This window comes from Micromonospora sp. WMMD882, from assembly GCF_027497255.1.
In the GTDB taxonomy this organism is placed as follows: domain Bacteria; phylum Actinomycetota; class Actinomycetes; order Mycobacteriales; family Micromonosporaceae; genus Micromonospora.
On record NZ_CP114903.1, the window covers coordinates 5,945,730 to 5,971,558 of the forward strand.

Genomic DNA, 25,829 nt, shown 5'->3' on the forward strand with positions numbered 1-25,829 from the left:
ACCCGGACGCCCCGGCGGGAGGGACGATCCCGCCGGGGCGTCCGGGTGCGGTTAGCCGTCAGGGCGACACCAGGGTGGCGAAGACGATCACGTTGTCCGGGTACTCCCGGGCCTGTTCGTCGAAGACGCCGCCGCAGGTGACCACCCGCAGCCCGGCGCGGTCGTTCGGGCCGTAGACCAGCTCGGCCGGGAACTGCTCCTTCGGGTACGCCCGTACCGCGTCGACCTGGAAGGTGACGGACCGGCCGTCGGCGCGGCCGACGGTGACGAGGTCGCCGGGGAGCAGCGCGCCGAGGTCGAAGAAGACCGCCGGCCCGAGGTACGCCGAGTCGACGTGCCCGACGACGACCGCGTTGCCGATCTCGCCCGGGCTCGGTCCCCGGGAGTACCAGCCGGCGTGTTGGGCCTGCTCCAGCGGCGGCACCTGGACGCTCCCGTCGGCTTCCACCCCGAGCTTCATGATCTTGGCGTCGACGCCGATGCGGGGGATGGTGATGGTGGTGGGGGTGGCGCGGGGCAGGCCACGCGGGTCGGTCGGGAACCCGTCCGGGTCGGTCGACCAGGCGGGTCCGGGCGCGCCGGCCCCGGGCGCGGGTCGCGGCGGGCGCGGGGCCGGCTGCCCGGTGAGCCCGGCGCCGAGCAGGCCCGCCCCGAGGACCGCGGTCAGGAGCACCGCGGTCGGGCCGGCGGCCCGCCACGGTCTCCCGTGACGGCCGCCGGCCGGGGGCGCTCCCGCGTCAGACGGGTGACTCATCGGTCCGGCGACGCCGCATCAGCACGATCCCGCCGAGCGCCGCGGCGCCGAGCATCGCCGCGCCGCCGACCGCCGTGCCCCGGTCGGCTCCGCCGCGACCACCGTCGCCGCCCTCGACGGGGCCGGTCGGCAGGACGACCACGCTGCCCACGCCGCAGGAGCCCTTGAGCTTGTACGTGCCGGGCTCGGCGTCGGCGGCGATCGTGGCCTCGCCGTAGTAGACGAAGTGCGGCTTCGCCTCGGCCTCCTCCTCGGCGGCGGCCTCTTCGGCGGCCTCCTCGGCGGCCTTCTTCTTGCCCTCCTCGGCGGCGGCCTTCTTCCTGGCCTCCTCCTCGGCCTTCTTCTTAGCCTCGTCCTTGGCCTCGTCGCCGCCACCCCAGCCGCCCGGGTGCTTCGCGTTGCCGCCCGGCTGTTCGGCCTCGTCGGCGGCCTCCTCCTCGCCGTGGCGGGGCCAGTGGCCCTTCTCGGCCTCCTCCTCGGCGTCCTCGGCGTCCTCGGTCTCCTCGGCGTGGTGGCCGGGCCAGCGGCCACCCGTCTCTTCCTCTTCCTCTTCCTCTTCCTCGCCCTGCTCCTGCTCACCGGGTTGGAGCTTGACCTTGCCGGTCACCTCGGACCAGACGAAGGCGTGCTCCTGGGGCTCCGGGCAGATTTCGATGAGCTTGACCTCGTGGCCGGGCTGCGCGGCATGCGGATCGGCGTAGACCTTGCCCTCGTGGTGCGGGGCGTCGCCCGCCGCGCCGTCGGCGACGGCGATCCCCGGCGCGAAGGCCAGCAGGGAGGCCCCGCCGAGGGCAGCGCCTGCGACGACCTTCCCGAGCATGTTGGTAGCCATGATCAGCGTCACTCCATCCCTTTTCGTCCTGGCCCGGCGGAAGCCGAGCTAAGTCAGACGTTAGACGCTTTCATGACCTATGAGGGGAAAGATTCGTCTTTTAGGGTTTGTCTGCTAAGGGGTTTTCAGGGTGCTACGGGGGGTTTTCGGGCTGGATCGGCGTGACCGTGTTACCGGGCCGCTTGCCGAAAATTCCGGGCAGATGGCCGGGATGTATCGAGAGGTTGTCATGGAAGCGCTCCCATGCAAGAATCACTTCACTGCGTCAGAGGAGCCACACCGCGCAACACCAGGCGTCATGGGCAACCGGTTCGGTCCGGTCGACGTCGACGGCTTCGGCCGTCACCGGCGGGTGGCTCGTCCGACCGCACCATCGGAAACACCGCTGCCCGTCCGGGTCGGGCAATTCCACCACCCCCTGATGGCCTCTGTGGAACGACGCTTCCGCCGGCCTCATCAGCCGGGCCGTACCCGGGTCCGGTAACGCCCAAGGAGATCAGTGGCATGAATCTGTGGAGAAGTCTGTCCGGCCGCCGCCGGGCGGTCGCGCTGGCCGGCGCGAGCGCCCTGGTCGCGGGCGGACTGGTGACCGTCCCGGTCACCGTGGCGCACGCCGCGACCCAGTGCGACGTCGCCTACACGACCAACGACTGGCAGGGTGGATTCACCGCCAACCTCACCATCAAGAACCTTGGCGACCCGCTGAGCAACTGGACCCTCGGCTTCACGTTCCCGAACAGCAGCCAGCGGGTGGTGCAGGGCTGGTCGGCGCGCTGGTCGCAGTCGGGCCAGAACGTCACCGCGCAGAACGAGTCCTACAACGGCACGCTCGCCACCGGGGCCAGCACCACGCTCGGCTTCAACGGCTCGTGGAGCGGCAGCAACCCGAAGCCGACCTCGTTCACCATCAACGGCGTGGCCTGCAACGGCGGCACCACCAACCCGACCACCCCGCCGCCCACCACCACCCCGCCCCCCACCACGCCCCCGCCGACGACGCCTCCGCCCACCACGCCTCCGCCGACCACCCCGCCGCCCACCACGCCCCCGCCCGGGACCAAGGTGGACAACCCGTACGCCGGGGTGAAGGGCTACGTGAACCCGGAGTGGAAGGCCAAGGCGGACGCGGAGCCCGGCGGTAGCCGGATCTCCAACAACCCGACCGCGGTGTGGCTGGACCGGATCGCCGCCATCAACGGCACCGACGACAGCAGCTCCAACGGCTCGATGGGTGTGCGTGACCACCTGGACGCCGCCCTCGCCCAGGGCGCCGGCTACATCCAGTTCGTCATCTACAACCTGCCCGGCCGGGACTGCTCGGCGCTCGCCTCCAACGGTGAGCTCAAGCCGGACGAGCTGCCCAAGTACAAGGCCGAGTACATCGACCCGATCGCCGCGATCCAGGGCGACGCGAAGTACCGGAGCCTGCGCATCATCAACATCGTCGAGATCGACTCGCTGCCGAACCTGGTGACCAACACCTCGAACAACCCCGGCGGCACCGCGACCTGCGACACGATGAAGGCCAACGGCGGGTACGTCAACGGCGTCGGCTACGCGCTGGCCAAGCTGGGCGCGCTCTCGAACGTCTACAACTACGTGGACGCCGGGCACCACGGCTGGCTCGGCTGGGACAGCAACTTCACCCCGAGCGCCAACATCCTCAAGGAGGCCGCTGTCGCCTCCGGCAGCACGGTGAACAACGTGCACGGCTTCATCGTCAACACGGCGAACTACTCCGCCCTGAAGGAGCCGTACTTCAAGGTCACCGACAACGTGAACGGCCAGACCGTCCGCCAGTCCAAGTGGGTCGACTGGAACTACTACGTCGACGAGCTCGGCTTCGCCCAGGCGTTCCGCAACGAGCTGGTCCGGGTCGGCTTCAACTCCAACATCGGCATGCTGATCGACACCTCCCGCAACGGCTGGGGCGGCACCGCCCGGCCCACCGGTCCGGGCGCGACGACCAGCGTGGACACCTACGTCGACGGCGGTCGGGTCGACCGGCGGATCCACAAGGGCAACTGGTGCAACCAGAACGGCGCCGGCCTCGGCGAGCGGCCGAAGGTGGCCCCGGAGACGGGCATCGACGCCTACGTCTGGGTCAAGCCCCCGGGCGAGTCGGACGGCTCCAGCAAGCTGATCCCGAACGACGAGGGCAAGGGCTTCGACCGGATGTGCGACCCGACGTACACCGGTAACGCCCGCAACGGCAACAGCATGAGTGGCGCGCTGCCCGACGCCCCGATCTCCGGGGCCTGGTTCTCCGCGCAGTTCCAGCAGCTCATGCAGAACGCGTACCCGCCGCTCTCCTGACCGGCACTCCGGCCCGCCGCCTCCGGTCGTGAGGCGCTGGAGGCGGCGGGCCACCGGGGCCCCCGGGACCGACCTGCACTGGTCGGCCGGGGGCCCCTCCGCGTGCCCCACTCAGGGAACGGTGCGCTCCACCGCCGCCGGCCCGTCCCGCTCCAGGTCCCGTCGGGCCCGCTCGACGTGCTCCGGGTCCGGGTCCTGCCCCCGGGCCACCGCCAGGTCCTCCGGGTCCCAGGGCTGCTCCGCGCCGGTCCGCACGGTCGTCCGGCCGACGCCGCTGCGTCCGGCGTACGCGTCACCGATCACCTCGTCGCCGCCGGTCTGCTCGGCCGGCGTCGCGCCCGGCTCGGTGAACGCCGGGGACTGCCCGTCCGGGCCGCCGTCGGACGTCAACTGCGGCACCGTGCTGTCGTCGTCCACCGCCGAGGCCACCTCGGGGCGCTCTTCGAGCGGCCGGTCGGCGCTGTGGTCGCGATCCGTCATGTTGCTGCCCTCCTGTCCCCAGGCGCGTTCCTGATCCCGCTCGCGTACCCCGCCCGACGGCGCCCATGCGTGCGCGCACCGCGCACCCCGCCTCCGGGCGGACCGGACGTGCCGACGTCCCTGGCGGGCCCGGACGGGGACGACGTCCCTGGCGGGCCCGGACGTGCCGACGCCCCGGCCGGGTGGACGGCCGGGGCGTCGTGGACAGCGGGGCGTCGTGGACGCGGACGCGGGTGGCGTGGGGACGGGAGACGTCAGCGGCCGAGCACCCGGTCCAGGAAGTCGCGGTAGCCGCGTACCGCCTGACGGAGCTGCTCGGTGTCCGCCGAGCCGGCGTCCTGCCAGCCGCTGATCCGGTTCTTCTGCTCGGCCAGCGCGGCGGCCAGCGCGTGGATCGCCTCCTCCACCAGCGCCTGGGCCTGACCGGCCGCGGCCTTCGGGTCGTCGACGAACCGGAGCTGCACGTCCCGCCAGCGGTCCCGGAACCCCTCGGCGGTCGACGGGTCGAACAGGGTGGCCGGCTCGGCCAGCTCGGCCGAGGAGGACCCGGTGGTGCCGGCGGCGGTCAACGTCTCCGCCCCGGCGCTCCGGCGCGCCGCCGGATCGGTGGTGGGCGTCAGCTCCGGGTCGGTGGTCCGGGTCGCCTCCGCGGCGGAGTCCGGGTCGACCATGGTCGGGGTCGGGCTGCCGTAGCCGGGGCCGCCCGGCGCGGCGGCTTCCGCCTCGTCGGTGGTCTGCGCGCGGTGGTGACCGTGCAGCAGCGCGGTCGGATCGGCGTCCCGGCCGACCCGGTCCGCGGCCCCGGTCCGCGGGTCCCGGTCGCTGTCACCGTCCCGGTCGCGCAGGTCGGCGTCGGCGTCCCGCAGGTCACCGTCGACGGCGCCGTCGCCGGGGCGGGCGGTACGTTCCTCGCGCGGGTCCGGCTCGTCGGCCGGGACCGGGTTGGCCAGCGCGGAGGCGGCCACCGCCCCACCGACAGTGGTCGCGCCGAAGGCGGTCGGCACCGGGGCCGGGGGAACGACCTCGCCCCGGTCGTCGGAGCGGTCCTCCCACCGGCGGCCGTCGGGCGCCGCCGGGTCGTCGAAGGTGCCCCGGTCGTCGATGGCGTCCTCGGGGACCTCGGTCCGTCCGGCCCGGTCGGCGTGCCGACCGTCCACCCCGTTCGGCGGCGGAACCGGAACCGGCTCCGAGCGGATCACGTCGGTCTGGTCGGTCTGCTCGTGCTGGCGCATGGCGGCGGCCTCCTCAACGGCTCGTGGCGTCGTGCGGGATCTCGGTGTCGGCCGTGGTCGGCTCGCCGCCGAGCAGGTCGGTGACGAGGGCCCGGTAGTGGACGACCGCCTGGCGCAGCTCCTCGGTGCTCGCCTCGCCGCGTTCGTTGCGCAGGTGGATCTCGTGGGCCTCCCGGTAGCGGGCGAGCGTACGGCCGTGCTCGACGGACAGGTGCGCGGCCTGCTCGTCGAAGTCCCCGGTCGGGTAGCCGCGTTCGGCGACCAGCCGACCGACCAGGGCGTCGGCGTCGCCTACCGCTTCGGCGGGGGTGTCCACGAAGCGGAGCTGCACCTCCTCCCAGGCGGCGGTGTAGCGGGCCCGGGACTCGGGGCTGAGCGGGGTCAGGGTGAGTTCGGCGTGCCGGCGCTGCCGGGCGCGGAGCTCCTTCTCCGCCGCGCCGCGGTCGGCGTGCTCGGCGACCACCCGGTCGTACTCCGGGCCGAAACGGTTGCGCAGCTCACGGCGGCGGCTGGCCCGCACGGCCACCGCGGCCGCCAGGGCGGCGATCACGAGTACGACGAGAACGATGACGACTACCTGCGTGGGCGACATGGCCTCCTCCTTCGTCATCTGGTATTCCCGCCGGCACCTGATCGCCAATCCCGATCGGGCCTACTTTTCGACAGGTCTCCGACGTGCCCGGGACGAAGGGATCGACAGGTGACGGTCCGGCAGCACGGGTATTCGAGTTTTCAAAATACCCGTAACGGGATGATTCCGGCGCGGAACGCGTACCCGGTCCGGTCGGGGCGGGACGTCCGGGTACCTTCGTCCACCGTGGAGATACCGCCTCGAACGTGAGCGGACGGAACGGACGGTAGTGCAACACGCCACGATTACGTATCCTGCCCAAGGCGCTCGTACCGGTGCCTGGCGTGCCGGGCGGGGCGCTGTCCGGCCGGCGCCGGCGCCACCCCTGCCACACCTTCCGGGCGAGGTCTGATGAACTCCCGCGACTGGCCGCTCCGCTCGAAGCTGACCGCGCTGGTCGTCGCCCCGGTGGCCGCCCTGCTGGCCCTCTGGATCTTCGCCACCACGCTCGCTCTCGGCCCCGCCCTCGACCTGCTCGCCGGCCGTACGCTGCTCACCGGGCTCGGCCTGCCCGGCGACCGGCTGGTGCTCGACCTGCAACAGGAACGACGACTCTCGGTGGCCCAGCTCGCCGGCGAGCGGGAGCTGCCGGCGCTGCGCGACCAGCGGCTGCGGACCGACCGGGCGGTGACCGAGCTGCGCCGCCGGGCCGGCCTGCGGGACCTGCGGGACGCCACCGACGACCTGCTCGACGCCCGCCTCGACCGGCTCCTCACCGCCCTGGAAGCGCTGCCCGCCGGCCGGCGTTTCATCGACCAGCGGCAGGTGGACCGGGCCGGCGGGCACGGCCTCTACACCGGCATGCTCGACGCGGCCTTCCAGACCTTCGCCGCGATGTCCGTGGCGCCCGACGTCGACCTCACCCGGCAGGCCCGCGCGTTGAACCTGCTCGGCCAGTCCCGGGAGCTGCTCAGCCAGGCCGACGCGCTGGTGGCCGGGGCGCTCGCCGCCGGCCGGTTCGCCCCGGGCGAGCACGCCCGGCTCGTCCAGACCGTCGGCAACCAGCGGTACGCGGCCACGCTGGCCGTCACCGACCTGCCGTACCTGGTCCGCAGCAACTTCCAGCAGCTCAGTGAGGGGCCGGACTTCGTCCGGTTGCGCCGGCTCCAGGAGGAGCTGATGGTCGCCGACCGGTCCGGCCGGCCCCCGGTGGACGAGACGGCCTGGCGGTCCACCCACGACGCCGTCCAGCGACAGCTACGGGACTTCGAACTGGCCGAGGCGGCGGCGTTGACCGACCGCTCCGTGCCGGTGGCCGTCGGCATCCTGGTCCGGCTCGCCGCCGCCGGACTGCTCGGCCTGGTCGCGGTGGTGATCTCCCTGACCGTGGCGTGGCGGGTCGGGCGCTCCCTGGTCCAGCGGCTGACCGGGGTCCGGACGGCCGCGCTCGACCTGGCCGAACGCCGACTGCCCGACGTGGTGGCGCGGCTGCGCCGGGGCGAGCCGGTCGACGTGGCCCGGGAGGCCCCGCCGCTGGAGTTCGGCGCCGACGAGATCGGTCAGGTCGGGCACGCGTTCAGCGTCGCCCAGGCCACCGCCGTCCGGTCGGCGGTGGACGAGGCGGCCCTGCGGCACGGGCTGAACGAGGTCTTCCTCAACATCGCCCGACGCAGCCAGGGGCTGGTGCACCGGCAACTCGCCCTGCTCGACCGGATGGAACGGCGCACCGAGGACCCGGCGGAGCTGGCCGAGCTGTTCCAGGTCGACCATCTGGCCACCCGGATGCGACGCCATGCCGAGGACCTGGTCATCCTCGCCGGCGCCACCCCGGGCCGCGGCTGGCGCAACCCGGTCGCCGTGCTCGACGTGATCCGGGGCGCGATCTCCGAGGTGGAGTCGTACGCCCGGGTCGACATCGTCGCCGTGCAGCCCGCCGCCGTGGTGGGCCGGGCCGTCGGCGACGTGATCCACCTGCTCTCCGAGCTGATCGAGAACGCGACCTCGTTCTCCCCGCCGCACACCCGGGTGCAGGTGCGTGGCGAGCGGGTGCCGAACGGGTACGTCGTCGAGGTCACCGACCAGTGCCTCGGAATGACCCCGGAGGCGATCGAGGAGACCAACCGGCGGCTGGCCAGCGCGCCGGAGTTCGACCCGTCGGAGAGCGCCCGCCTCGGCCACTTCGTGGTGGCCCGGCTGGCCGCCCGGCACGGGGTGCGGACGCAGGTGCGCGCCTCCGCCCAGGGCGGGTTGACCGCGGTGGTCCTGCTGCCGGTCGCGGTGGTGACCGCCCAGCCGGCCCGGCCGCCGACCCGGGGCGTCGACGGCGTCGGGGCGGGCCGGATGGCCAAGGTGACGAAGCTGAACACCGCGCCCCGGTCCCGGCCGGCCGGGCGTGGCGTCCGGGAGCCGAACGCCGCGCCGTCGGTGGTGCCGTTGTCGTCGGCGCGGCCGGCCCCGACCGAGGCGCCGATCGGCCCGGACGGCCTGCCGCGCCGGATCCGCCAGCGCGGCCCGGTCCGACCGGTCCGTCGGTCGACGCCCGGTGAGCCCTCGGCCCGTACCCCGGAGCAGGTCCGGGCCGCGATGGCGGCGCTCCAGGCCGGCACCGCCCGGGGCCGGCAGGCCGCCACCCGCCCGCCGCAGCAGCCCACCGCCCGGCCGCCCGGCGGGCCGGCGGGGGCGGTGGACGCGCCCACGCTGCCCACCGGGTCGCCGGTGGACGAGCCGACGACGGAGCTACCCCGGCTGTCGCCGGTGGAGACGACCGTCGAAACTGTCACCGGAACGGGAAAGGACGCGTAGTGGTGCAACCCACGAGGCAGGCCACGGATCTCGACTGGCTGCTCGACGAACTGGTCGACCGGGTGCCGGCCGCCCGCCAGGCGGTGGTGCTCTCCGCCGACGGGTTGCTGATGGGTACCTCCAGCGGGCTGGACCGGGACGACGCCGAGCACTTCTGCGCGATGGCCTCGGGGTTCGCCAGCCTCGCGAAGGGCGCCAGCCGCCACTTCGCCGCCGGCCCGGTCCGCCAGACGGTGGTGGAGATGGAGTCGGCGTACCTCTTCGTCACCGCCGCCGGGCAGGGCGCGTGCCTGGCGGTGCTCAGCGACGCCGAGGCGGACATCGGCCTGGTCGCGTACGAGATGGCGATGCTGGTGACCCGGGTCGGCGAGACCCTCGCCGTCGGGTCGCGGGCCTCGACGGTCGTGACCGATGCGCGCTGAGCCGCCGGGGCGGCCACACGTCTGGCTGGACGACGACGCCGGCCCGGTGGTGCGCCCCTACACCGTCACCGGCGGCCGGGTCGCCCCGGTGACCGGTGACTTCGACCTGGTCGCCTTCGTGCTGGCCAGCCCGGACGCCGAGCCGGACGACCACCCCCACCTGCACCCGGAGCACCGGCAGCTCGTCGAGCTGGCCGGCGAGCCGATGTCGGTGGCGGAACTCGCCGCGCACCTCAACCTCGCCGTCGGCGTGGTCCGGGTGCTGGTCGGCGACCTGCTCGCCGGTGGGCTCGTCGACGTGCACGAGCCGCCGACCACTGCGTACCTGCCCGACGACAACATCCTCAAGGCGGTGGCCAATGGACTTCGTGCGCTCTGACCGGAACGGAGCCGGCCAGCGGGTCCCGCTGGCCCTGAAGATCCTCATCGCCGGAGGCTTCGGGGCCGGCAAGACCACCCTGGTGAGCGCGCTCAGCGAGGTCCGGCCGTTGCAGACCGAGGAGGTGCTCACCGACGCCGGGATCGGCACCGACGACACCTTCGGCGTGGAGGGGAAGTCCACCACCACGGTGGCCATGGACTTCGGCCGGATCACCATCAACGAGGACCTCCAGGTCTACCTGTTCGGCACCCCCGGCCAGGACCGCTTCTGGTTCCTCTGGGACGAGCTGGCCTTCGGCGCGCTCGGCGCGGTGGTGCTCGCCGACACCCGGCGGCTGGCCGACTGTTTCCCGTCGGTCGACTACTTCGAGCAGCGGGGCATCCCGTTCGTGGTCGGGGTGAACTGCTTCGACGGCTCGCGGCGGTTCAGCCTCGACTCGGTGCGCCGGGCGCTCGATCTCGACCCGGACGTGCCGTTGGTGCTCTGCGACGCCCGGGACCGCCAGTCCGGCAAGCTGGTGCTGGTGGCGCTGGTCGAGCACGTCGCCGCGATGCGGGGCGAGCCGGCCGCCTGATCCTCGGCCGGGCGCGGCGCGTGGACGATTTTCCGCGGGAAACCGGTTCGTCGGCCGGTGATCCCGGGAAGGCTCAGGAGTGATCTCGACAGCCAGTGATCTCGGCAGTCCCGGGGGCGGCGACCCCCGGGCAGGGCGGAAGGCGGTACCGGTGACCGACGAGGGTGGCATCGTCCACATCGGTGGCTACACGGCGGAGGGCGACGGCAAGGGCGAGGGCATCGTCGCCGCCCGACGGGACCCCGGCACGGGGGAGCTGACCCCGCTCGGCACGGCGGCGGTCACCCCGTCCCCGTCGTTCCTGGCGCGGCACCCCACCCTGCCCGTGCTGTACGCGGCGCACGAGCTGCCGGAAGGGCAGGTCAGCGCCTGGCGGATCGGTTCGGACGGCGACCTGACCCGGCTCGGCGGCGGGCCCACCGGCGGGCCCGAGCCGTGTCACCTGGCGGTCACCCCGGACGGGCGGCACCTGGTGGTGGCCAACTACGGCGGCGGCAGCGTGGCGGTCTTCCCGCTCGACGGGACGGGCACGCCGGGTGAGCGCAGCGACCTGGTCGTGCACTCCGGGCACGGCCCGGACCCGGAGCGCCAGGAGCAGGCGCACGCGCACATGGTCTCGCCGGATGCGGCGGGCGGCCCGCTGTACGCGGTCGACCTCGGCACCGACTCGGTGTACCGGTACGACCTGGACCAGGCGACCGGGCGGCTGGTGCCGCGCGCGCCCCGGGTCCACGTCCACGCCGGCTCCGGGCCCCGGCACCTGGCCCGGCACCCCGACGGGCGGCGGGTGTACCTGGTCGGCGAGCTGGACGCCACGGTGACCGCGTACGACCGGGGCGCCGACGGGGCGCTGCGGGAGCGGGGCCGGGTGCCGGCCAGCGGCCGGGCCGGGCACGTCCAGCCGTCGGAGATCGCGGTCGGACCGCAGGGACGGGTGCTCTACGTCGCCAACCGGGGGGTGGGCACGCTCGCGGTCTTCGCCCTCGACGGTGACCTGCCGGAACTCGTCGACGAGGTGGAGACCGGCGGGGAGTGGCCCCGGCACTTCGCCTGGGCGGGCCGCGACCTCTACCTGGCGGACCAGCGGGCCGACATGATCCGGCAGTTCCGCATCGACCCGGCCTCCGGAGTGCCGACGGCGGTGGGGGAGCCGGTCCCGGTGCCGAGCCCGAGCTGCGTCCTGCTCTGAGCCAGCCGTGCCGATTCAGTCACCCAACGTGACATGCGGCGGGTTTTCGCAGGTCGACTGTTCATCCTGAGTAACTTTCGTCCGAACGGTTGTGGCAGCAACGTTCACCGGTCCGCAAGATGGTCACTGTGTCGGGCCGCCATCGCATGCGTTCGAAGATTCGTGGAGCGGGCGCCGTCGCCTCGGCGACGGCGCTCGTTGTCGTCGTCACCGGGTCCTGGTTCGGGTACCAACGACTGGTCGGGCCGGCCTGCTCGGGTCAGGTCGAGCTGACCGTCGCCGCGGCGCCCGAGGTCGCCCCGGCGGTGCAGGCGGCGGCCGCGAAGTGGATGGACGACGGCGCGGCGGTCGGCGGCGCCTGCATCGCGGTGAACGTCTCCGCCCAGGAGCCGGTCGACGTCGCGGCGGCGGTCGCCGGCAAGCACGGCGTCACCCTGGCCGGCGTGGGGCAGGCCAGCGGCACGGCCGTCACCCCGGACGTGTGGGTGCCGGACTCCTCCACCTGGTTGTCCCGGCTGAAGGAGGGCGGCGCCGCGGCGTTCGACCCGGCCAACGGCGACTCGATCGCCCGCAGCCCGGTGGTGGTGGCCATGCCGGAGCCGGTGGCCACCCGACTCGGCTGGCCGCAGAAGAAACTCACCTGGTCCGACCTGCTGAAACAGATGAACACCGGGACGAACCTGCGGACCGGCATCGTCGAGCCGACCCGGGACGCCGCCGGCCTCGCCGGGCTGCTGTCGTTGACCGCCGCGGCCAGCGCGGCCGGTGGCGACGTCCAGCAGGCGAAGACGGGCGCGCTGCGGGCGTTGGCGACCGGCCGCTCCGCGCTGCGGCAGGACCTGCTGGCCCGCTTCCCGCGCGCCACCGACCCCGCGGCCGTGGCCGGCGGGCTGGGCGCGGCGCCGCTGTCCGAGGAGGACGTCGTCGCGTACAACAGCACCAAGCCGCCGGTGCCGCTCGCCGCGCTCTACCTGGAGCCCGCGCCGATGCCGTTGGACTACCCGTACGCGGTGCTGCCGGGCATCGAGCCGGCCCGGGCGTCCGCCGCGAGCGTGCTGTTCGAGGCGCTCACCACGGCGTCCTTCCGGGACCGGTTGGCCGCCCAGGGGCTGCGGGCCCCGGACGGCAGCGCCGGCGCCGCGTTCCAGGCGCCCAGGGGCGCGCCGGACGCCGCCGGGGCGCCCGCCCCGGGCGACGGCGGCACGGCGGCGGGCGGGCTGGACCCGTCGGCGATCGAGGCCGCCGTGTCGGGCTGGTCGATCGCCACCCAGTCCGGCCGGATGCTCTGTGTCATCGACGTGTCCGGCTCGATGAAGGCGCCGGTGCCGACCGCCGACAACGCCTCCCGCGAACAGGTCACGGTCGCCGCGGCGAGCCGGGGGCTGGGGCTCTTCGACGACTCGTGGGCGATCGGGCTGTGGACCTTCTCCACCCAGTTGGTCGGCAGGCGGGACTACCGCGAGCTGGTCCCGATCGGCCCGCTCTCCACCCAGCGCCGTCAGTTGGAGGCGGCCCTGGGCACGGTACGGCCGAAGGACAACGGCGACACCGGCCTGTACGACACGGTGCTGGCCGCCTACCGGACGGTGCAGGACGACTGGGAGCCCGGCCGGGTCAACTCGGTCGTGCTCTTCACCGACGGCAAGAACGAGGACGACGACGGGATCAGCCAGGACGCGCTGCTCGGCGAGCTGACCCGGATCGCCGACCCGGAACGACCCGTCCAGGTCGTGATCATCGGTATCGGGCAGGACGTCAGCCGTACCGAGCTGGAGGCGATCACCAAGGTCACCGGGGGCGGGGTCTTCGTCACCGAGGACCCCACCAAGATCGGTGACATCTTCCTGAAGGCGATCGCGCTGCGCCCCAACGCGCCACGCTGACCGACCGGACAGTCAACGACGGCTGATCGTACGAGGCAAGGGTTGCGCGAATCCGTCCACAACGGAATCAGCAAGTGACGGTATTCCGTCGGTGGCTTCCGAGGGGACGATTATCAGGGGAAGATGTCCGGGTGCTCGCGCGGCACCGGCGACCGGGGATGCCGACGCCGTCCCGGCACCACCGACGCTAGTGGGGAGGGTCGTTGACCTCGGCGCTGCTGACCCCTGCCTCGACCTCGGCGCCGTCCGGCGCGCACCGGCCGACACGTACGGGCCGGGCCGAGGAACGAGCCTACGTTCGTACCCTGGTGGTGCTGGACACCGCCGTGCTCGGCGTGGCCGTGCTGATCGGCTACGTGACCCGCTTCGGTGACCACGAGCCCCGTGGCTCGGACGTGCCCTACGTCCTGGTGGCGCCCGGGCTGGTGATCGCCTGGCTGCTCTCGCTGAAGATGCTGCGCTGCTACGACGACCGGGTGCTGGGCTACGGGGCGGACGAGTACCGCCGCGTCACCTCGGCGAGCCTGCGGCTGGCCGCGACCATCGCGATCACCGGCTACATCCTGGACGTGGGCGTGTCCCGGGGCTTCCTGGCGATCGCCCTGCTGGCCGGCACGCTCGGGCTGGTGGCGGCCCGGTTCGCGGCCCGCAAACGACTGCACCTGGCCCGCTGCCGGGGCGCCGGCTGGTCCCGGCGGGTGCTGGCGGTGGGGGACACGCCGCACGTCCTCGAGCTCGTGCACACCCTGCGCCGCGAGCCGTACGCCGGCTACCAGGTGGTGGGGGCGTGCATCCCGGACGCGTTGCTCGCCCCGGTGCCGCAGCGGCTGGGTGACGTGCCGGTGGTCGGCTCGTTCCGGGGCATCCCGGAGGCGGCCGAGGCGATCGGCGCGGACACCGTGGCGATCACCACCTCCAGCGAGCTGACCGCGACCCGGCTGCGCCGGCTCGGCTGGCAGTTGGAGGGGACGGGGATCGACCTGGTGCTGGCCCCGGCCCTGACCGACGTGGCCGGCCCGCGGATCCACACCCGCCCGGTCGCCGGGCTGCCGTTGATCCACGTGGAGGCCCCCGAGTTCCGGGGCGCCCGCAAGCTGATCAAGGGACTGGTCGACCGGTCGCTGTCCCTGCTGGCCCTGGCGGCGCTGTCCCCGCTGCTGTTGCTGATCGCGCTGGCGGTCCGCCTCGACAGTCGTGGCCCGGTGCTGTTCCGGCAGACCCGGGTCGGTCAGGGCGGGCGCGAGTTCGGTGTGTTCAAGTTCCGCACCATGGTGGTCGACGCCGACGCGATGCTCGCCGAGCTGACCGCCCGCAACGAGACCGACGGGCTGCTGTTCAAGATGCGCGACGACCCCCGGGTGACCCGGGTCGGTCGGCTGCTGCGCAAGTGGTCACTGGACGAGCTGCCACAACTCGTCAACGTGCTGATCGGGCAGATGAGCCTGGTCGGCCCGCGCCCGCCGCTGCCGTCGGAGGTGGCCCGCTACGACGGCGACGTGGCCCGCCGGCTGCTGGTCAAGCCGGGCATGACCGGTCTCTGGCAGGTCAGTGGCCGGTCCGACCTGAGCTGGGAGGACGGCATCCGGCTCGACCTGTACTACGTGGAGAACTGGTCGCTGGCCGCCGACCTGACCATCCTGTGGAAGACCTTCGGCGCGGTGGTCAACAGCCGGGGCGCGTACTGACCGGCGGTCAGGGCCGCGGGCCGTGCCAGTCCAGGCACACCACGACCGCGTCGTCGACCAGGTCGCCCGCGACGAAGGCGCGCAGGTCACCGATGAGGGACCGGACGGCGTCCAGGGGCGCCACCGGCCCGGTCCGGCGCACGAACCGCTCCAGGGCGGTCTCGCCGTACCGCACGTTCTGGCCGGTGGCCTCGACGACCCCGTCGCTGACCACGAAGAGCCGGTCATCGGGGCGCAGCGGGAACGTCTGGGGCCGGTAGTCCGTCCCCTCGAACATGCCGAGCGGAAACTGCGCCTCCAGCGGCTGCTCGTGGACCGCGCCGTCGCGCAGCAGCACCAGCCGGGGCGACCCGGCGTCGACCACGGTCGTCACCCCGTCGGCCAGGTCGAGTTCCAGCAGCAACGCGGAGACGTGCCGGTCACCCTGGTAGGCCGAGTAGATCGCCTGGTCGGCCAGGGCCGCCTGGTCGGCCAGGGAGATCCCGGCCCGGCGGGCGTTGCGCAGCGCGTACACGGCCAGCGAGGTGAGCATCGAGGCCTCGACGCCTTCGCCCATGCCGTTGACCACCGACAGCCACAGCCGGGCGCCGTCGTCGGACCAGTCGAAGCTGTCGCCGCGCACCGCGTACGCGGGTTCGAGCTGACCGGCCAGGCTGAACGACGGTCGCTCCCGGCTGCGGCCGGGCAGCAGCTCCCACTGCATCTCGGCGGCCAGGGTGAGGCGTCGGCTGCGTCGGGCGGTCCGGTACACGTCCGTGCCGGCGGCGACGGCGGCCAGCTCGTGACCGAGGACGGTGGCGATCTCGGTGAGCTCGGTCAGCACGGTGGGGTCCGTGGGCGCCGGGGCGAACCGGAGCACGCCGCGGCGTTCGCCGCGCATGCCGACCGGCAGGTATCCGGCCCCGTCGGCGAGCACCGGCTCCTGGTGGTCGAAGCACCGCCAGGCCGGGTGACCGGGAGTGGTAAGCGCTTCCCCGTCCCGCAGCGGCAACAGCGCTGACAGCCGGTAGTCGACCTGGAGCAGCTCGACGTCGGTGATCCCGTACGACCGGGCGAGCTCGTCGGAGATCCGGTCCAGGAGGAGGTCCGCGGGCGCTGCGGTCAGCGCCCGACGGGCCCGGTTGACCGGCACGCTCATGAGCACTCCTTCTGGTAGCCCGACCAGCAGCGGGTCAGGGGTAGTCTCGGGCACACGATGGCCGAGCAACAGCGTCCACACGGACCGGAAGCGAGTATGGCTGGGGTGCTCGACGACGCGGCAGCCAGCCTGCTCGCGGTGTGGGAGCAGTCCCGGGAGCGGACCACGAGTCAGCTGTCCGGCGTCCAGTTACGCGTGGTGATGGCAGTGGCCGAGCACGACGGGATCAACCTGCGGCGGCTCGCCGGCATGCTCGGCATGCTGTTGTCGTCGGCCAGCCGGCTCTGTGACCGGTTGGTCGCCGCCGGCATGCTGGAACGGGAACCGGGTCGGCTCGATCGTCGCGAGATCTCCCTGCACCTGACCCCGGAGGCCGTCCGGCTCCTGGCCGACCTGCGCGCCGACCGTCGGGCCAGGCTGGCCCGGGTGCTCGCCCGGATGACGCCCGCCGGCCGGGAGGCTCTGGTCCGGGGGCTCGTGGAGTTCGACGCGGTGGCCCGCCGCCTGGCCACGTCGGCCGACCCGGCCGAACCCACCGACCTGACGGACCCGGCCGAACCCACCGACCTGACGGACCCGGCCGAATCCACCGACCTGACCGGCCCCACCGATCTGGCTGACCCGGCCCACCTGGCTGGCCCGGCCGAGCAGCGGGAACCGACGCCCGGACCGCAGCCGTTCCGGCGCACCGCCTGAGCTCCGTCCGCCTCCGGCGCGCGGGTGTTTCGCGTTCCGTGGCTGCTCGCGGCGGAGAGGCGATCGGATCGGCGTCTCGGGGTGCGGTGGCCCGAGACGCCGGTACCTCGCGTTCACTACCCGTAGTTACTCTCCGGCTCGCTTGTCGCTTCGTGACGCAGTGTGACGTCATAGGTGACGGCTGCCACCCGGTCGCAGACTTTGCTCTGCACCCGTATCGGCACCACTCGTATGAGCAGGAGAAACCTCAACAGGATGGGTGACGCTGTCTTGAGTTCCTGATCACCATGTGTGGCTGGCGCGTATCAGGGTGCAGAGCAAAGGGCGCAACGAGATCCGTAGGCCTACGACAGAACATCACTGGAAGTGAGGCCGGCGGCACTGCGTCGTGCGACGACGTGAGGGCACGCCGAGCGGATCGTGTGGTGATCCAGCGCGGACGGCCGGGTAGGCGGAAGCGGGTCGGGCGAGGGCGGGCGGGGGACCCGGACTGACCGCGGGGGACCCGGGCTGACCGCGGGGGACCCGGACTGGCCTCAGCCGGGAAGGCGGGCCTGGCGGAGGTACCGGGCGGCGCGGGGATGCTCGGTGAGGGCGTCGGCGCAGGCGACCAGCAGGGCGTCGTACGACGGCTGCCGGGGACCGGACGTGACGACCTGGCGCTGCCATCGGACGAACCCGGCGACCAGCTCCGGATCGTCGACCCGGAGCGCGGCGGCGAGCGAGTCCAGCAGTTGGGCGACGGCGGTTTCGAGCTGCTCACCGTCGCCCTCGGCGGTCGCCGCCGTCCGGGCGACCGACTGCACCACCTCGCGGCGGCGGCGCAGGACGGCGACGTGTTCGTCGTCCTGCGGGCGCGGCACGGGATCCCCTGGCGCGGTGCGCTGGTGGCGACGTTCCAGCAGGTCGAGCGCGTCCCGCGCGGACGCGCCCCAGGCGGCGGCGCCCACCGCCGCGGCCCAGCGGCCGTCCGCGCCGAAGCCCGGTCCGCCGGCGACCACCGGCACGCCGGCGGACCGGCACGCCTCGATCATCCGGGCCGCCCGGATCAACCGGCTCGGCTGCACGCAGCTCAGCAGGACCGCGTCCGGCCCGGTCTGGTGCAGGTAGCTGACCAGGTGCCGGGGCGGGACGCTGGCCCCGAGGAACGTCACCCGCCAGCCGCCGGCCCGGACCACCTCGGCGACGATCCGCGCGGCCAGCGCGTGCCACTCGCCCTCCACGCAGGCCAGCACCACGTGACCGCGTCGCCCCGGGTCGGTGAGCCGGCGGCCCACCGCGGCCACCACCTCCTCGCCGACGTGTGTCGCGGCGTGCTCCCGGGCGACGCTCCACCGCCCGGTCAACCAGCGCCGACCGATCTCCCGCTGGGCCACGGCCACCAGGTCGACCAGCACGTCCGGGACCGACCAGCCGTCGTCGAGCAGGCCCAGCACGAGCCGGGTGGCGGCGACGGTGGGCTCCGCCCCGTCCAGGCAGGCGAGGTACGCGTGCACGGCCGACGCCCTCGTCTCGACGGTCGGGCCGGCGCCGGCCGCGCCGTCGGTGGGGTCCCGGGGCGGGCCGTTCACCCCCCGGGCGCTGCCGCGATGGCCAACATGGCGATGTCGTCGTGGCCCTGCCCGTCGAGCCACTCGTCGACGAGTTGCAGCAGCCGGTCCACCATGGCCCGGGGTGGCAGGCCGGCCCCGGAGGCGAGCGCCCGACGCAGCCGTCCCGCACCGAACATCTCGATCGCGCCCGGTCCGCCCCGCGCCTCGGTCACCCCGTCGGTGTAGGCGAGCAGCAGCTCACCGGGAGCGAGGCGGAGCTCGACCTCGACGAACCGCGCGTCGCTGAGCGCGCCCACCGGCATCCCGCCGACGGTCGCCGTCCGGACCGCGCCGGCGGCCGTCACCACCAGCGGGGACGGGTGGCCGCCGCCGGCGACCCGCAGCGTGACGCCGCCGTCCGGCCCGGCGGCGAAGGCGCCCAGCAGCAGGGTGGTGAACTGGTTGCGCCGGGTGGCTTCCGGCGCGTCGAACAGCGCCCGGTTGAGCAGGGCCATCAGCTCCAGCGGGCGCTGCTCCACCAACCGCAGCGTCTGGATCGACTGGCGAACCCGGCCGGTGAGCACGGCCGCCCCGACACCCTTGCCGCAGACGTCACCGAGCGCGAACGTGCCCCCGTCGCCGGTGGCGGAGACGTCGTAGAAGTCCCCACCGATGCGCAGGCTGTCGCCGGCCGCCCGGTAGCCGCCGGCCAGGGCCACCCCGGGAATCTCGGGCAACCTGGGCGGGAGGAGGCTGGCCTGGAGCACCCGGGCCAGGTGGGTCTGCTCGCCGTACAGCTCGGCGGTGGCCAGCGCCGCGCCCGCCCGCGCCGCGAACTCCCGGGCCACGTCGGTGTCCCGCTCGTCGAAGCCCGTCCGCCCGGCCCGGCGTACCAGGATCAACGCGCCGGTCGGGCCGCCGGCCCCGAGCACCGGGGTGACCAGGACGGTGCCGGGGCGACCGAACCCGTCCGGCAGCAGCCGACCGAGGTCGGCGAGCTCGGCGTCCAGCCAGGGGCGGGCGTCGGTGCGGTCGCCGTCGAGCGCCTCGGCGAGCCCGGGGACCGAGTCGGCCAACTCGGCCGGGCCGGTCCCGACGAGCGGACCCGGATCGCCGTCGGCGAAGCGTACCCAGACCGGCTCGGCGTCGGCCGGGGCCGGCGGCGGCGCTCGGTGCACCAGCAGCGCGGCGTCGGCCAGGTACGGCACCGGCAGGGTGACCGTGGTGCGCTGGGTCTGCTCGCGGTGCAGGGAGACCCCGAGCCGGCTGCCGGCCCGGGCCAGGAAAGCCGTCCGGGAACGCTCCGCCAGCAGCGCGTCGGTGCGGGCACGTTCCTCGGTGACGTCCCGGACGTACCAGGCGTGACCTGGCCCTTTGAGCGTTCGGCGGACGCCGCGCAACCGGCGCCCCCGGTGCTCGGTCTCGAAGACGTCGGCTCCGGCGCGGGCCGCCCCGGCCAGCGCCGGCATCGGAGCCCCGGCCAGCGGCGTGCCCGGCGTGACCTCGGGGAGCAGCTCCACGGCCATGGCGTTGACCAGGGTCACCACGCCCTGGGCGTCGGCGGTGACGACCGCCTCGGCCAACCCGTCGAGCAGCTCACGGGCGAGCGTGGCATCGGTCGGGGCGGCGCCGGCCGGGGTGGGCCGGGAACGCTCGCGGGTGGCGTGACCATCACCGCTGACCGGACCGGTCACCCCGCCCTCCCGGGTGGTGGTCACCGTCGCTCGCCGGGTGCCCCGGGCGGTTGACCTGTGCACATGGCGCGGCGGAACTCCTCGGTCCGGATTGCTTGCTTCCCGGCAAGGGTAACGGGACTGTCGACCGGTCGACCATCCGCCGGCGCGGCGCTCACCCGCAGCGGGCCAGCCAGGCGTGCGGCCGGGCGATGATCCGGCGGACCACCGAGCCGGCCGCGCCGACCGCGGCGGCGTCCGCGCCGAGCACCGCCGGCCGGATGGTGACCGGCGCCCAGGCCGCGGTGAGCACCCGGCGGGAGACCTCGGCGGTCACCGGCGGGCTCAGCCACCGGGCCAGCGGCGCGTAGCCGCCACCGAGGACGACGGTGTCGAGATCCAGCAGGTTGACCACCCCGGCCACCGCGACGCCGAGCGCCGTGCCGGCTTCGGCGAGCGCGGCCAGCGTGGCCGGATCACCCTCGTCGGCCAGTCGGTGCAGCCGGGCGGCGTGCGCGGGCAGGTCGTCACCGCCCAGGCCGGCGGCGCCGATGATCGCTTCCTGGCCGGCGTACTGCTCCAGGCAGCCCCGCCCGCCGCACCGGCAGGGCCGCCCCTCGGGGTGCACGGGCAGGTGGCCGATCTCGCCGCTCCATCCGCGCCCACCCCGGTAGAGCGTGCCGTCCAGCACGATCCCGGCGCCGATGCCCACCTCGCCGGAGATGTAGAGGAAGTCGGTGACCCCGGCCCGGCCGGCGTGCAGCTCACCCAGGGCCGCCAGGTTGGCCTCGTTGTCGACCACCAGCGCCGGCAGGCCGGGAACGGCTTCGGTGAGCGGGGGGCGGGTGGCCAGCAGCGCCGGCACGTCGACCTCACGCCAGCCCAGGTTGGGCGCGAGCCGGACCACGCCGCCCGCGCCGACCAGGCCGGGCACCGCGAGCGCCGCCCCGGCCAGGGTGAGGCCCTGGTCGTCGGCGTCGGCGCGGGCCCGCGCGGCCAGCTCGGCGACCAGGCCCAGGGTCTCGCCCGGGGAGAGCAGGCGCAGGTCGACCCGGCGCACGGTGCGGTGCCGGACCGCCCCGGCGAGGTCGAGCACGCAGGCGGCCAGGTAGTCGACGTTGACCTCCAGGCCGAGACCGGCCGGGCCGTGCCCGGCCAGCAGCAGACCCCGGGCGGGCCGCCCGGCCCGGGCCCGGGGCGTCGGGTCGACCTCGGTGACCAGCCCACCGCCGATCAGGTCGTCGACCACCGCGGAGACGGTCGCCCGGGTGAGGCCGGTGTCGGCGGCCAGATCGGCCCGGGACGGCGGGCGGGGCGCGGCGGCGATCCGGCCGAGCAGCAGCGCGAGGTTGATCTCACGGAGGCTGGTCTGGCGGACCGCTCCGGCCGGGGTCGAGACGACGGAGCTGGACACGCCCTTGACAGTGCCACACCGTCGCCAAATAATTCAACCGCTGAACAAATGGGCTCCGGCGCGGTCGTGCCGCGTCCGTACGACAGCCCCGTCACCCACCCGGAGGTCTGCATGGCACCCCGTCCCACTCCCGCCGACAAGTTCTCCTTCGGGCTCTGGACGGTGGGCTGGCAGGGCCGCGACCCGTTCGGTGACGCCAGCCGCCCCGAGCTCGACGCCGTCGAGGCGGTGCACAAGCTCGCCGAGCTCGGCGCGTACGGGATCACCTTCCACGACGACGACCTGATCCCGTTCGGGGCCGACGCCGCCACCCGCGACCACCACATCGCCCGGTTCCGCAAGGCGCTCGCCGACACCGGCCTGGTGGTGCCGATGGTCACCACCAACCTCTTCACCCACCCGATCTTCAAGGACGGCGGCTTCACCAGCAACGACCGGCAGGTCCGGCGGTTCGCGCTGCGCAAGGTGCTACGCAACGTCGACCTCGCCGCCGAGCTGGGCGCGAAGACCTTCGTCATGTGGGGTGGCCGGGAGGGCGGCGAGTACGACGTCGCCAAGGACGTCCGGGCCGCGCTCGACCGCTACCGCGAGGGCGTCGACCTGCTCACCCAGTACGTCATCGACCAGGGCTACGACCTGCGCTTCGCCCTGGAGCCCAAGCCGAACGAGCCGCGCGGCGACATCCTGCTCCCCACCGTCGGCCACGCGATGGCGTTCATCTCCACCCTCCAGCACCCCGACCTGGTGGGCCTCAACCCCGAGGTCGGGCACGAGCAGATGGCCGGCCTGAACTTCGTGCACGCCATCGCCCAGGCGCTCTGGCAGGGCAAGCTGTTCCACATCGACCTCAACGGCCAGCGCGGCGTCAAGTACGACCAGGACCTGGTCTTCGGCCACGGTGACCTGCTCAACTCGTTCGCCCTGGTCGACCTGCTGGAGCACGGCGGCATCACCGGCGCCCCCGGCTACGACGGCCCCCGGCACTTCGACTACAAGCCCTCCCGCACCGAGGACAGCACCGGCGTCTGGGCGTCGGCCGAGGCGAACATGGCCACGTACCTGCTGCTCAAGGAGCGGGCGGCGGCGTTCCGGGCCGACCCGGAGGTGGCCGAGGCGCTGGCCGCCAGCAAGGTCGCCGAGCTGGCCGAGCCCACCCTCGCGCCCGGGGAGAGCACCGCCGACCTGCTCGCCGACCGGTCCGCCTTCGAGGAGCTGGACGTCGACGCGGTCTCCGCGAAGGGCTTCGGTTTCGTCCGGCTCAACCAGCTCGCCGTCGAGCACCTGCTCGGCGCGCGCTGAGGAGGGCGTCATGCCGCTCGTCGCGGGCGTCGACTCGTCGACGCAGTCCTGCAAGATCGTGGTCCGGGACGCGGAGACCGGCGCGCTGGTCCGGCAGGCCCGCGCGCCGCACCCGGACGGCACCGAGGTCGACCCGGCGGCGTGGTGGCACGCCCTCACCACGTCCCTCGACGCCCTCGGCGGGCTGGCCGACGTGGCCGCCGTGTCGGTCGCCGGCCAGCAGCACGGCATGGTCTGCCTGGACGACGACGGCCAGGTGATCCGGCCGGCGCTGCTGTGGAACGACACCCGGTCCGCCGGGGCCGCCTCCGACCTGGTCACCGAGGCCGGAACGGGGGAGGCGGGCCGGCGGTTCTGGGCGGACGCGGTGGGCAGCGTGCCGGTGGCCAGTTTCACCGTGACGAAGTTGCGGTGGCTGGCCCGGCACGAGCCGGAGCACGCCGCGCGGGTCGCGGCGGTCTGCCTGCCGCACGACTGGCTGACCTGGCGGCTCGGCGGCAGCGGCGACCTGGCCGCGCTGCGCACCGACCGCAGCGACGCCAGCGGCACCGGCTACTGGTCGCCGGCCACCGGCGACTACCGGCTGGACCTGCTGGAGCAGGCGCTCGGCCGGCGACCGGTGGTGCCGACGGTGCTCGGTCCGGCCGAGGCGGCCGGCACGGTCGGCGGCGGCGGGGCGCTGCTCGGCCCCGGGGCCGGGGACAACGCCGGGGCGGCGCTCGGGGTCGGGGCGCGCCCCGGCGACGTGGTGATCTCCATCGGCACGTCCGGCACCGTGTTCAGCGTCGCCGACGCGCCGGCCGCCGATCCCAGCGGCACGGTCGCCGGGTTCGCCGACGCCACCGGGCGGTACCTCCCCCTGGTCTGCACGCTCAACGCGGCCCGGGTGCTGGACGCCGCCGCCGCCCTGCTCCGGGTCGACCTGACCGAGCTGGCCGAGCTGGCGCTGTCCGCGCCGCCCGGCGCGGACGGGCTGACCCTGGTGCCGTACCTGGAAGGGGAGCGCACCCCGAACCGGCCGGACGCCACCGGGGCGGTGCACGGGTTGACCCTGCGCACCTCCACCCCGGCGCACCTGGCCCGGGCCGCCGTCGAGGGGATGCTCTGCGCCCTCGCCGACGGTCTGGACGCGCTGCTGGCGCACGGGGCCCGGGTCGACCGGGTGATCCTGGTCGGCGGGGGCGCGCGGTCGGCGGCCGTCCGTCGGATCGCGCCGCAGGTCTTCGGTTGCCCGGTGCTGGTCCCGCCGCCCGGCGAGTACGTCGCCGACGGCGCGGCCCGCCAGGCCGCCTGGGTCGCCCTCGGCGGCGCGCAGGCGCCGCGGTGGTCGGTCGGCGAGACGGAGGAGTACGCGGCCGAGCCGGTGGCCGAGATCCGGGCCCGGTACGCCGAGGCCCGGGACCGGGTCGTGGACGCGCGACGGGACTGACAGTCGGTGAACGGCCCCCGGGCGCGCGTCCCGGGGGCCGTTCGCGGGCGTCTGTCACCGCCGCGTGACCTGCTCGTGGTTTGCTGCCCGACGTGACCACCACCAGTGACGCCGGTCGGCCCACCCGGGGCGGCACGCGGGCGCACCGGCTCTACAGCGTCGTCGTGTTCGTGCTGCTCGCCTCGCTGGACAACGTGGCGATCGGTCTGGTGCCGCCGCTGTACGGGCCGATCGCCGACTCGTTCGCCGTGCCGCAGCGCCTGGTCGGCCTGGTCACGGCGGTGAGTTTCCTGGTCAGCGCGGTGGCCGCGGTGGGCTGGGCGTACGTCGGCGACCGGACCAACCGCAAGCCGCTGCTGATGGTCGGCACCCTGCTCTGGGCGGCGGGCACGGCGGGCAGCGCCCTGGTGGCGGACTACCCGGCGTTCCTGGCCGCGCAACTGGTGGCGGCGGTCGGGCTCGGCGCGGTCGGCTCGGTCGGGTTCTCGGTGGTCACCGACCTGATCTCGCCCCGCCGCCGGGGGCTGGTGATGAGTTTCTGGGGGCTGTCCCAGGGCGTCGGCACGCTCGCCGGCACCCTGCTCGGCGGGATCCTCGGCGCGGTCGACTGGCGGCGGCCGTTCCTGCTGCTCAGCGTGGTCGGCCTGGCCGCCACGGCGGCGTACCTGTTCACCTACGACGTCCGGCGCGGACAGAGCGAACCCGAGCTGGCCGCCGCGCTCGCCCACGGCGCCGAGTACGACTACCGGATCAGTCACGCCGACCTGCCCCGGATCCTGCGTCGGCGGACCAACCGCTGGCTGGTGCTCCAGGGGCTCACCGCGCAGGCGGCGTTCGGCTCCCTGGTCTGGCTGCCGGTGCTGTTCAGCGAGCGGGCGCGGGAGCAGGGCTACTCGGCGGCCACCGCGATCGTGGTGGGCAGCGTCTTCGCCACCCTGTTCCAGTTGGGTGGGGTGTTCTCCATCGTCGGTGGACTCGTCGGCGACGCGCTGCAACGGCGTACCCCGCGGGGCCGGGCCATGGTCGCCGCGGTGGGCATCCTCGCGGCGGTGCCGTTCTACCTGGCGCTGTTCTTCGTGCCGATCCGGATCGACGTGCCGGACGGGGCCGGCGCGGGGGCGGTGACCGGCGCGGTGCTGACCAGCGTGTTCACCGAGCCCACGGTCGGCTTCAGCCTGCTCGCCGCCGTCCTGGCGTTGGCGTTGACCTCGGCGAACTCGCCGAACTGGTTCGCCCTGATCGCCGACGTGAACCCGCCCGAGCACCGGGGCACCGTCTACAGCCTCGGCAACCTGGTCAACGGGGTCGGTCGGGCGACCGGCAACGGGCTGGTGGGGGTGGTCTTCCACGCGCTGCGTGGGGCCTTCCCGCCACCGCTGAACTACGCGGTCGGGCTGGCCGCCTTCCAGCTCTTCTTCGTGCCGACCGGGGTGATGTACTGGCTCGCCTCGCGTACCTCGCCCCGGGACATCGCCGCCGTGCGCGACCTGCTGCACCGCCGCGCCGAGCGGCTGTGAGCCGTCAGG

Annotated in this window: 20 protein-coding genes and 1 pseudogene; 12 read left to right on the top strand and 9 right to left on the bottom strand. The window is 74.2% G+C overall.

Annotated features, from left to right (window positions below; all coding sequences use genetic code 11):
• Positions 1–58: 58 nt before the first annotated feature.
• Both O7606_RS25670 and O7606_RS25675 read right to left on the bottom strand, forming a co-directional pair.
• A complete protein-coding gene (locus O7606_RS25670) occupies positions 59–754 on the bottom strand; it encodes a class F sortase (RefSeq protein ID WP_281596558.1) in 696 nt (231 codons plus the stop codon).
• Positions 738–1,586 carry a hypothetical protein gene (locus O7606_RS25675; RefSeq protein WP_281596559.1) on the bottom strand — a complete coding sequence of 283 codons (849 nt, stop codon included), beginning with the start codon at positions 1,584–1,586 and terminating at the stop codon, positions 738–740. The genes O7606_RS25670 and O7606_RS25675 overlap by 17 nt, the downstream gene beginning before the upstream one ends.
• 504 nt (positions 1,587–2,090) lie before the next feature.
• On the opposite strand from O7606_RS25675, the gene O7606_RS25680 reads away from it, so the two are divergent.
• Positions 2,091–3,902 (top strand): glycoside hydrolase family 6 protein, encoded by a 1,812-nt coding sequence (locus O7606_RS25680; protein WP_281596560.1) that lies wholly within the window; start codon positions 2,091–2,093, stop codon positions 3,900–3,902.
• A 111-nt stretch (positions 3,903–4,013) separates the two neighbouring features.
• On the opposite strand, the gene O7606_RS25685 is transcribed toward O7606_RS25680, so the two are convergent.
• From O7606_RS25685 to O7606_RS25695, 3 genes and pseudogenes are all read right to left on the bottom strand, one after another.
• Positions 4,014–4,382 (bottom strand): hypothetical protein, encoded by a 369-nt coding sequence (locus tag O7606_RS25685; RefSeq protein WP_281596561.1) that lies wholly within the window; start codon positions 4,380–4,382, stop codon positions 4,014–4,016.
• Between the two features lie 857 nt (positions 4,383–5,239).
• Positions 5,240–5,419, bottom strand: a pseudogene (locus O7606_RS27690) (hypothetical protein); the annotation flags it as partial.
• 208 nt (positions 5,420–5,627) lie between these two features.
• Entirely contained in the window at positions 5,628–6,206 is a 579-nt protein-coding gene (locus O7606_RS25695) for a hypothetical protein (RefSeq protein WP_281599880.1), read from the bottom strand.
• Positions 6,207–6,596: 390 nt separating this feature from the next.
• Here O7606_RS25695 and O7606_RS25700 point away from each other — a divergent pair, with 390 nt between their 5' ends.
• The 7 genes from O7606_RS25700 to O7606_RS25730 all read left to right on the top strand — a co-directional run bounded on the left by O7606_RS25700 (position 6,597) and on the right by O7606_RS25730 (position 15,122).
• Positions 6,597–8,987, top strand: a complete 2,391-nt coding sequence (locus O7606_RS25700; RefSeq protein WP_281596563.1) for a nitrate- and nitrite sensing domain-containing protein — start codon at positions 6,597–6,599, stop codon at positions 8,985–8,987.
• Entirely contained in the window at positions 8,987–9,409 is a 423-nt protein-coding gene (locus O7606_RS25705; protein ID WP_281596564.1) for a roadblock/LC7 domain-containing protein, read from the top strand. Before O7606_RS25700 ends, O7606_RS25705 begins: the two co-directional genes overlap by 1 nt.
• On the top strand, positions 9,399–9,788 hold the full coding sequence (locus O7606_RS25710) for a DUF742 domain-containing protein (protein ID WP_281596565.1): 390 nt from the start codon (positions 9,399–9,401) through the stop codon (positions 9,786–9,788). The genes O7606_RS25705 and O7606_RS25710 overlap by 11 nt, the downstream gene beginning before the upstream one ends.
• Positions 9,769–10,365: an ATP/GTP-binding protein gene (locus O7606_RS25715; RefSeq protein ID WP_281596566.1), complete on the top strand. Its 597-nt coding sequence runs from the start codon at positions 9,769–9,771 to the stop codon at positions 10,363–10,365. The genes O7606_RS25710 and O7606_RS25715 overlap by 20 nt, the downstream gene beginning before the upstream one ends.
• Positions 10,366–10,516: 151 nt before the next feature.
• The gene (locus O7606_RS25720; protein ID WP_281596567.1) at positions 10,517–11,554 is read left to right on the top strand and encodes a lactonase family protein; all 1,038 of its coding nucleotides are present in this window, start codon (positions 10,517–10,519) and stop codon (positions 11,552–11,554) included.
• 146 nt (positions 11,555–11,700) lie between these two features.
• Positions 11,701–13,437, top strand: coding sequence for a VWA domain-containing protein (locus O7606_RS25725; protein WP_281596568.1), 1,737 nt, complete (start codon positions 11,701–11,703; stop codon positions 13,435–13,437).
• A gap of 215 nt (positions 13,438–13,652) precedes the next feature.
• Positions 13,653–15,122, top strand: coding sequence for a sugar transferase (locus tag O7606_RS25730; protein WP_281599881.1), 1,470 nt, complete (start codon positions 13,653–13,655; stop codon positions 15,120–15,122).
• A gap of 7 nt (positions 15,123–15,129) precedes the next feature.
• Here the strand turns inward: O7606_RS25730 and O7606_RS25735 are convergent, their stop codons facing one another.
• Positions 15,130–16,260, bottom strand: a complete 1,131-nt coding sequence (locus O7606_RS25735) for a PP2C family protein-serine/threonine phosphatase (RefSeq protein ID WP_281596569.1) — start codon at positions 16,258–16,260, stop codon at positions 15,130–15,132.
• Between the two features lie 96 nt (positions 16,261–16,356).
• Here O7606_RS25735 and O7606_RS25740 point away from each other — a divergent pair, with 96 nt between their 5' ends.
• Entirely contained in the window at positions 16,357–16,956 is a 600-nt protein-coding gene (locus tag O7606_RS25740) for a MarR family winged helix-turn-helix transcriptional regulator (protein ID WP_281596570.1), read from the top strand.
• A gap of 536 nt (positions 16,957–17,492) precedes the next feature.
• On the opposite strand, the gene O7606_RS25745 is transcribed toward O7606_RS25740, so the two are convergent.
• The 3 genes from O7606_RS25745 to O7606_RS25755 form a co-directional block, all read right to left on the bottom strand.
• The gene (locus O7606_RS25745) at positions 17,493–18,527 is read right to left on the bottom strand and encodes a cobalamin B12-binding domain-containing protein (RefSeq protein WP_281596571.1); all 1,035 of its coding nucleotides are present in this window, start codon (positions 18,525–18,527) and stop codon (positions 17,493–17,495) included.
• Positions 18,524–20,206, bottom strand: a complete 1,683-nt coding sequence (locus O7606_RS25750; RefSeq protein ID WP_281596572.1) for a PP2C family protein-serine/threonine phosphatase — start codon at positions 20,204–20,206, stop codon at positions 18,524–18,526. Before O7606_RS25750 ends, O7606_RS25745 begins: the two co-directional genes overlap by 4 nt.
• Positions 20,207–20,336: 130 nt before the next feature.
• On the bottom strand, positions 20,337–21,575 hold the full coding sequence (locus tag O7606_RS25755; RefSeq protein WP_281596573.1) for an ROK family transcriptional regulator: 1,239 nt from the start codon (positions 21,573–21,575) through the stop codon (positions 20,337–20,339).
• 111 nt (positions 21,576–21,686) lie between these two features.
• Between O7606_RS25755 and xylA the strand changes: the two genes are divergently transcribed.
• From xylA to O7606_RS25770, 3 genes are all read left to right on the top strand, one after another.
• Positions 21,687–22,874, top strand: coding sequence for a xylose isomerase (gene xylA, locus O7606_RS25760; RefSeq protein ID WP_281596574.1), 1,188 nt, complete (start codon positions 21,687–21,689; stop codon positions 22,872–22,874).
• Between the two features lie 10 nt (positions 22,875–22,884).
• Positions 22,885–24,303: a xylulokinase gene (xylB, locus tag O7606_RS25765; RefSeq protein WP_281596575.1), complete on the top strand. Its 1,419-nt coding sequence runs from the start codon at positions 22,885–22,887 to the stop codon at positions 24,301–24,303.
• Positions 24,304–24,395: 92 nt separating this feature from the next.
• Positions 24,396–25,820, top strand: coding sequence for an MFS transporter (locus O7606_RS25770; protein WP_281596576.1), 1,425 nt, complete (start codon positions 24,396–24,398; stop codon positions 25,818–25,820).
• Positions 25,821–25,829: the final 9 nt, after the last annotated feature.

Coding starts and splice junctions, on each gene's coding strand:
- O7606_RS25670 (WP_281596558.1), bottom strand. CDS start 754: ATGAGTCACCCGTCTGACGCGGGAGCGCCCCCGGCCGGCGGCCGTCAC.
- O7606_RS25675 (WP_281596559.1), bottom strand. CDS start 1,586: ATGGCTACCAACATGCTCGGGAAGGTCGTCGCAGGCGCTGCCCTCGGC.
- O7606_RS25680 (WP_281596560.1), top strand. CDS start 2,091: ATGAATCTGTGGAGAAGTCTGTCCGGCCGCCGCCGGGCGGTCGCGCTG.
- O7606_RS25685 (WP_281596561.1), bottom strand. CDS start 4,382: ATGACGGATCGCGACCACAGCGCCGACCGGCCGCTCGAAGAGCGCCCC.
- O7606_RS25695 (WP_281599880.1), bottom strand. CDS start 6,206: ATGTCGCCCACGCAGGTAGTCGTCATCGTTCTCGTCGTACTCGTGATC.
- O7606_RS25700 (WP_281596563.1), top strand. CDS start 6,597: ATGAACTCCCGCGACTGGCCGCTCCGCTCGAAGCTGACCGCGCTGGTC.
- O7606_RS25710 (WP_281596565.1), top strand. CDS start 9,399: ATGCGCGCTGAGCCGCCGGGGCGGCCACACGTCTGGCTGGACGACGAC.
- O7606_RS25715 (WP_281596566.1), top strand. CDS start 9,769: ATGGACTTCGTGCGCTCTGACCGGAACGGAGCCGGCCAGCGGGTCCCG.
- O7606_RS25725 (WP_281596568.1), top strand. CDS start 11,701: ATGCGTTCGAAGATTCGTGGAGCGGGCGCCGTCGCCTCGGCGACGGCG.
- O7606_RS25735 (WP_281596569.1), bottom strand. CDS start 16,260: ATGAGCGTGCCGGTCAACCGGGCCCGTCGGGCGCTGACCGCAGCGCCC.
- O7606_RS25740 (WP_281596570.1), top strand. CDS start 16,357: ATGGCTGGGGTGCTCGACGACGCGGCAGCCAGCCTGCTCGCGGTGTGG.
- xylA (WP_281596574.1), top strand. CDS start 21,687: ATGGCACCCCGTCCCACTCCCGCCGACAAGTTCTCCTTCGGGCTCTGG.
- xylB (WP_281596575.1), top strand. CDS start 22,885: ATGCCGCTCGTCGCGGGCGTCGACTCGTCGACGCAGTCCTGCAAGATC.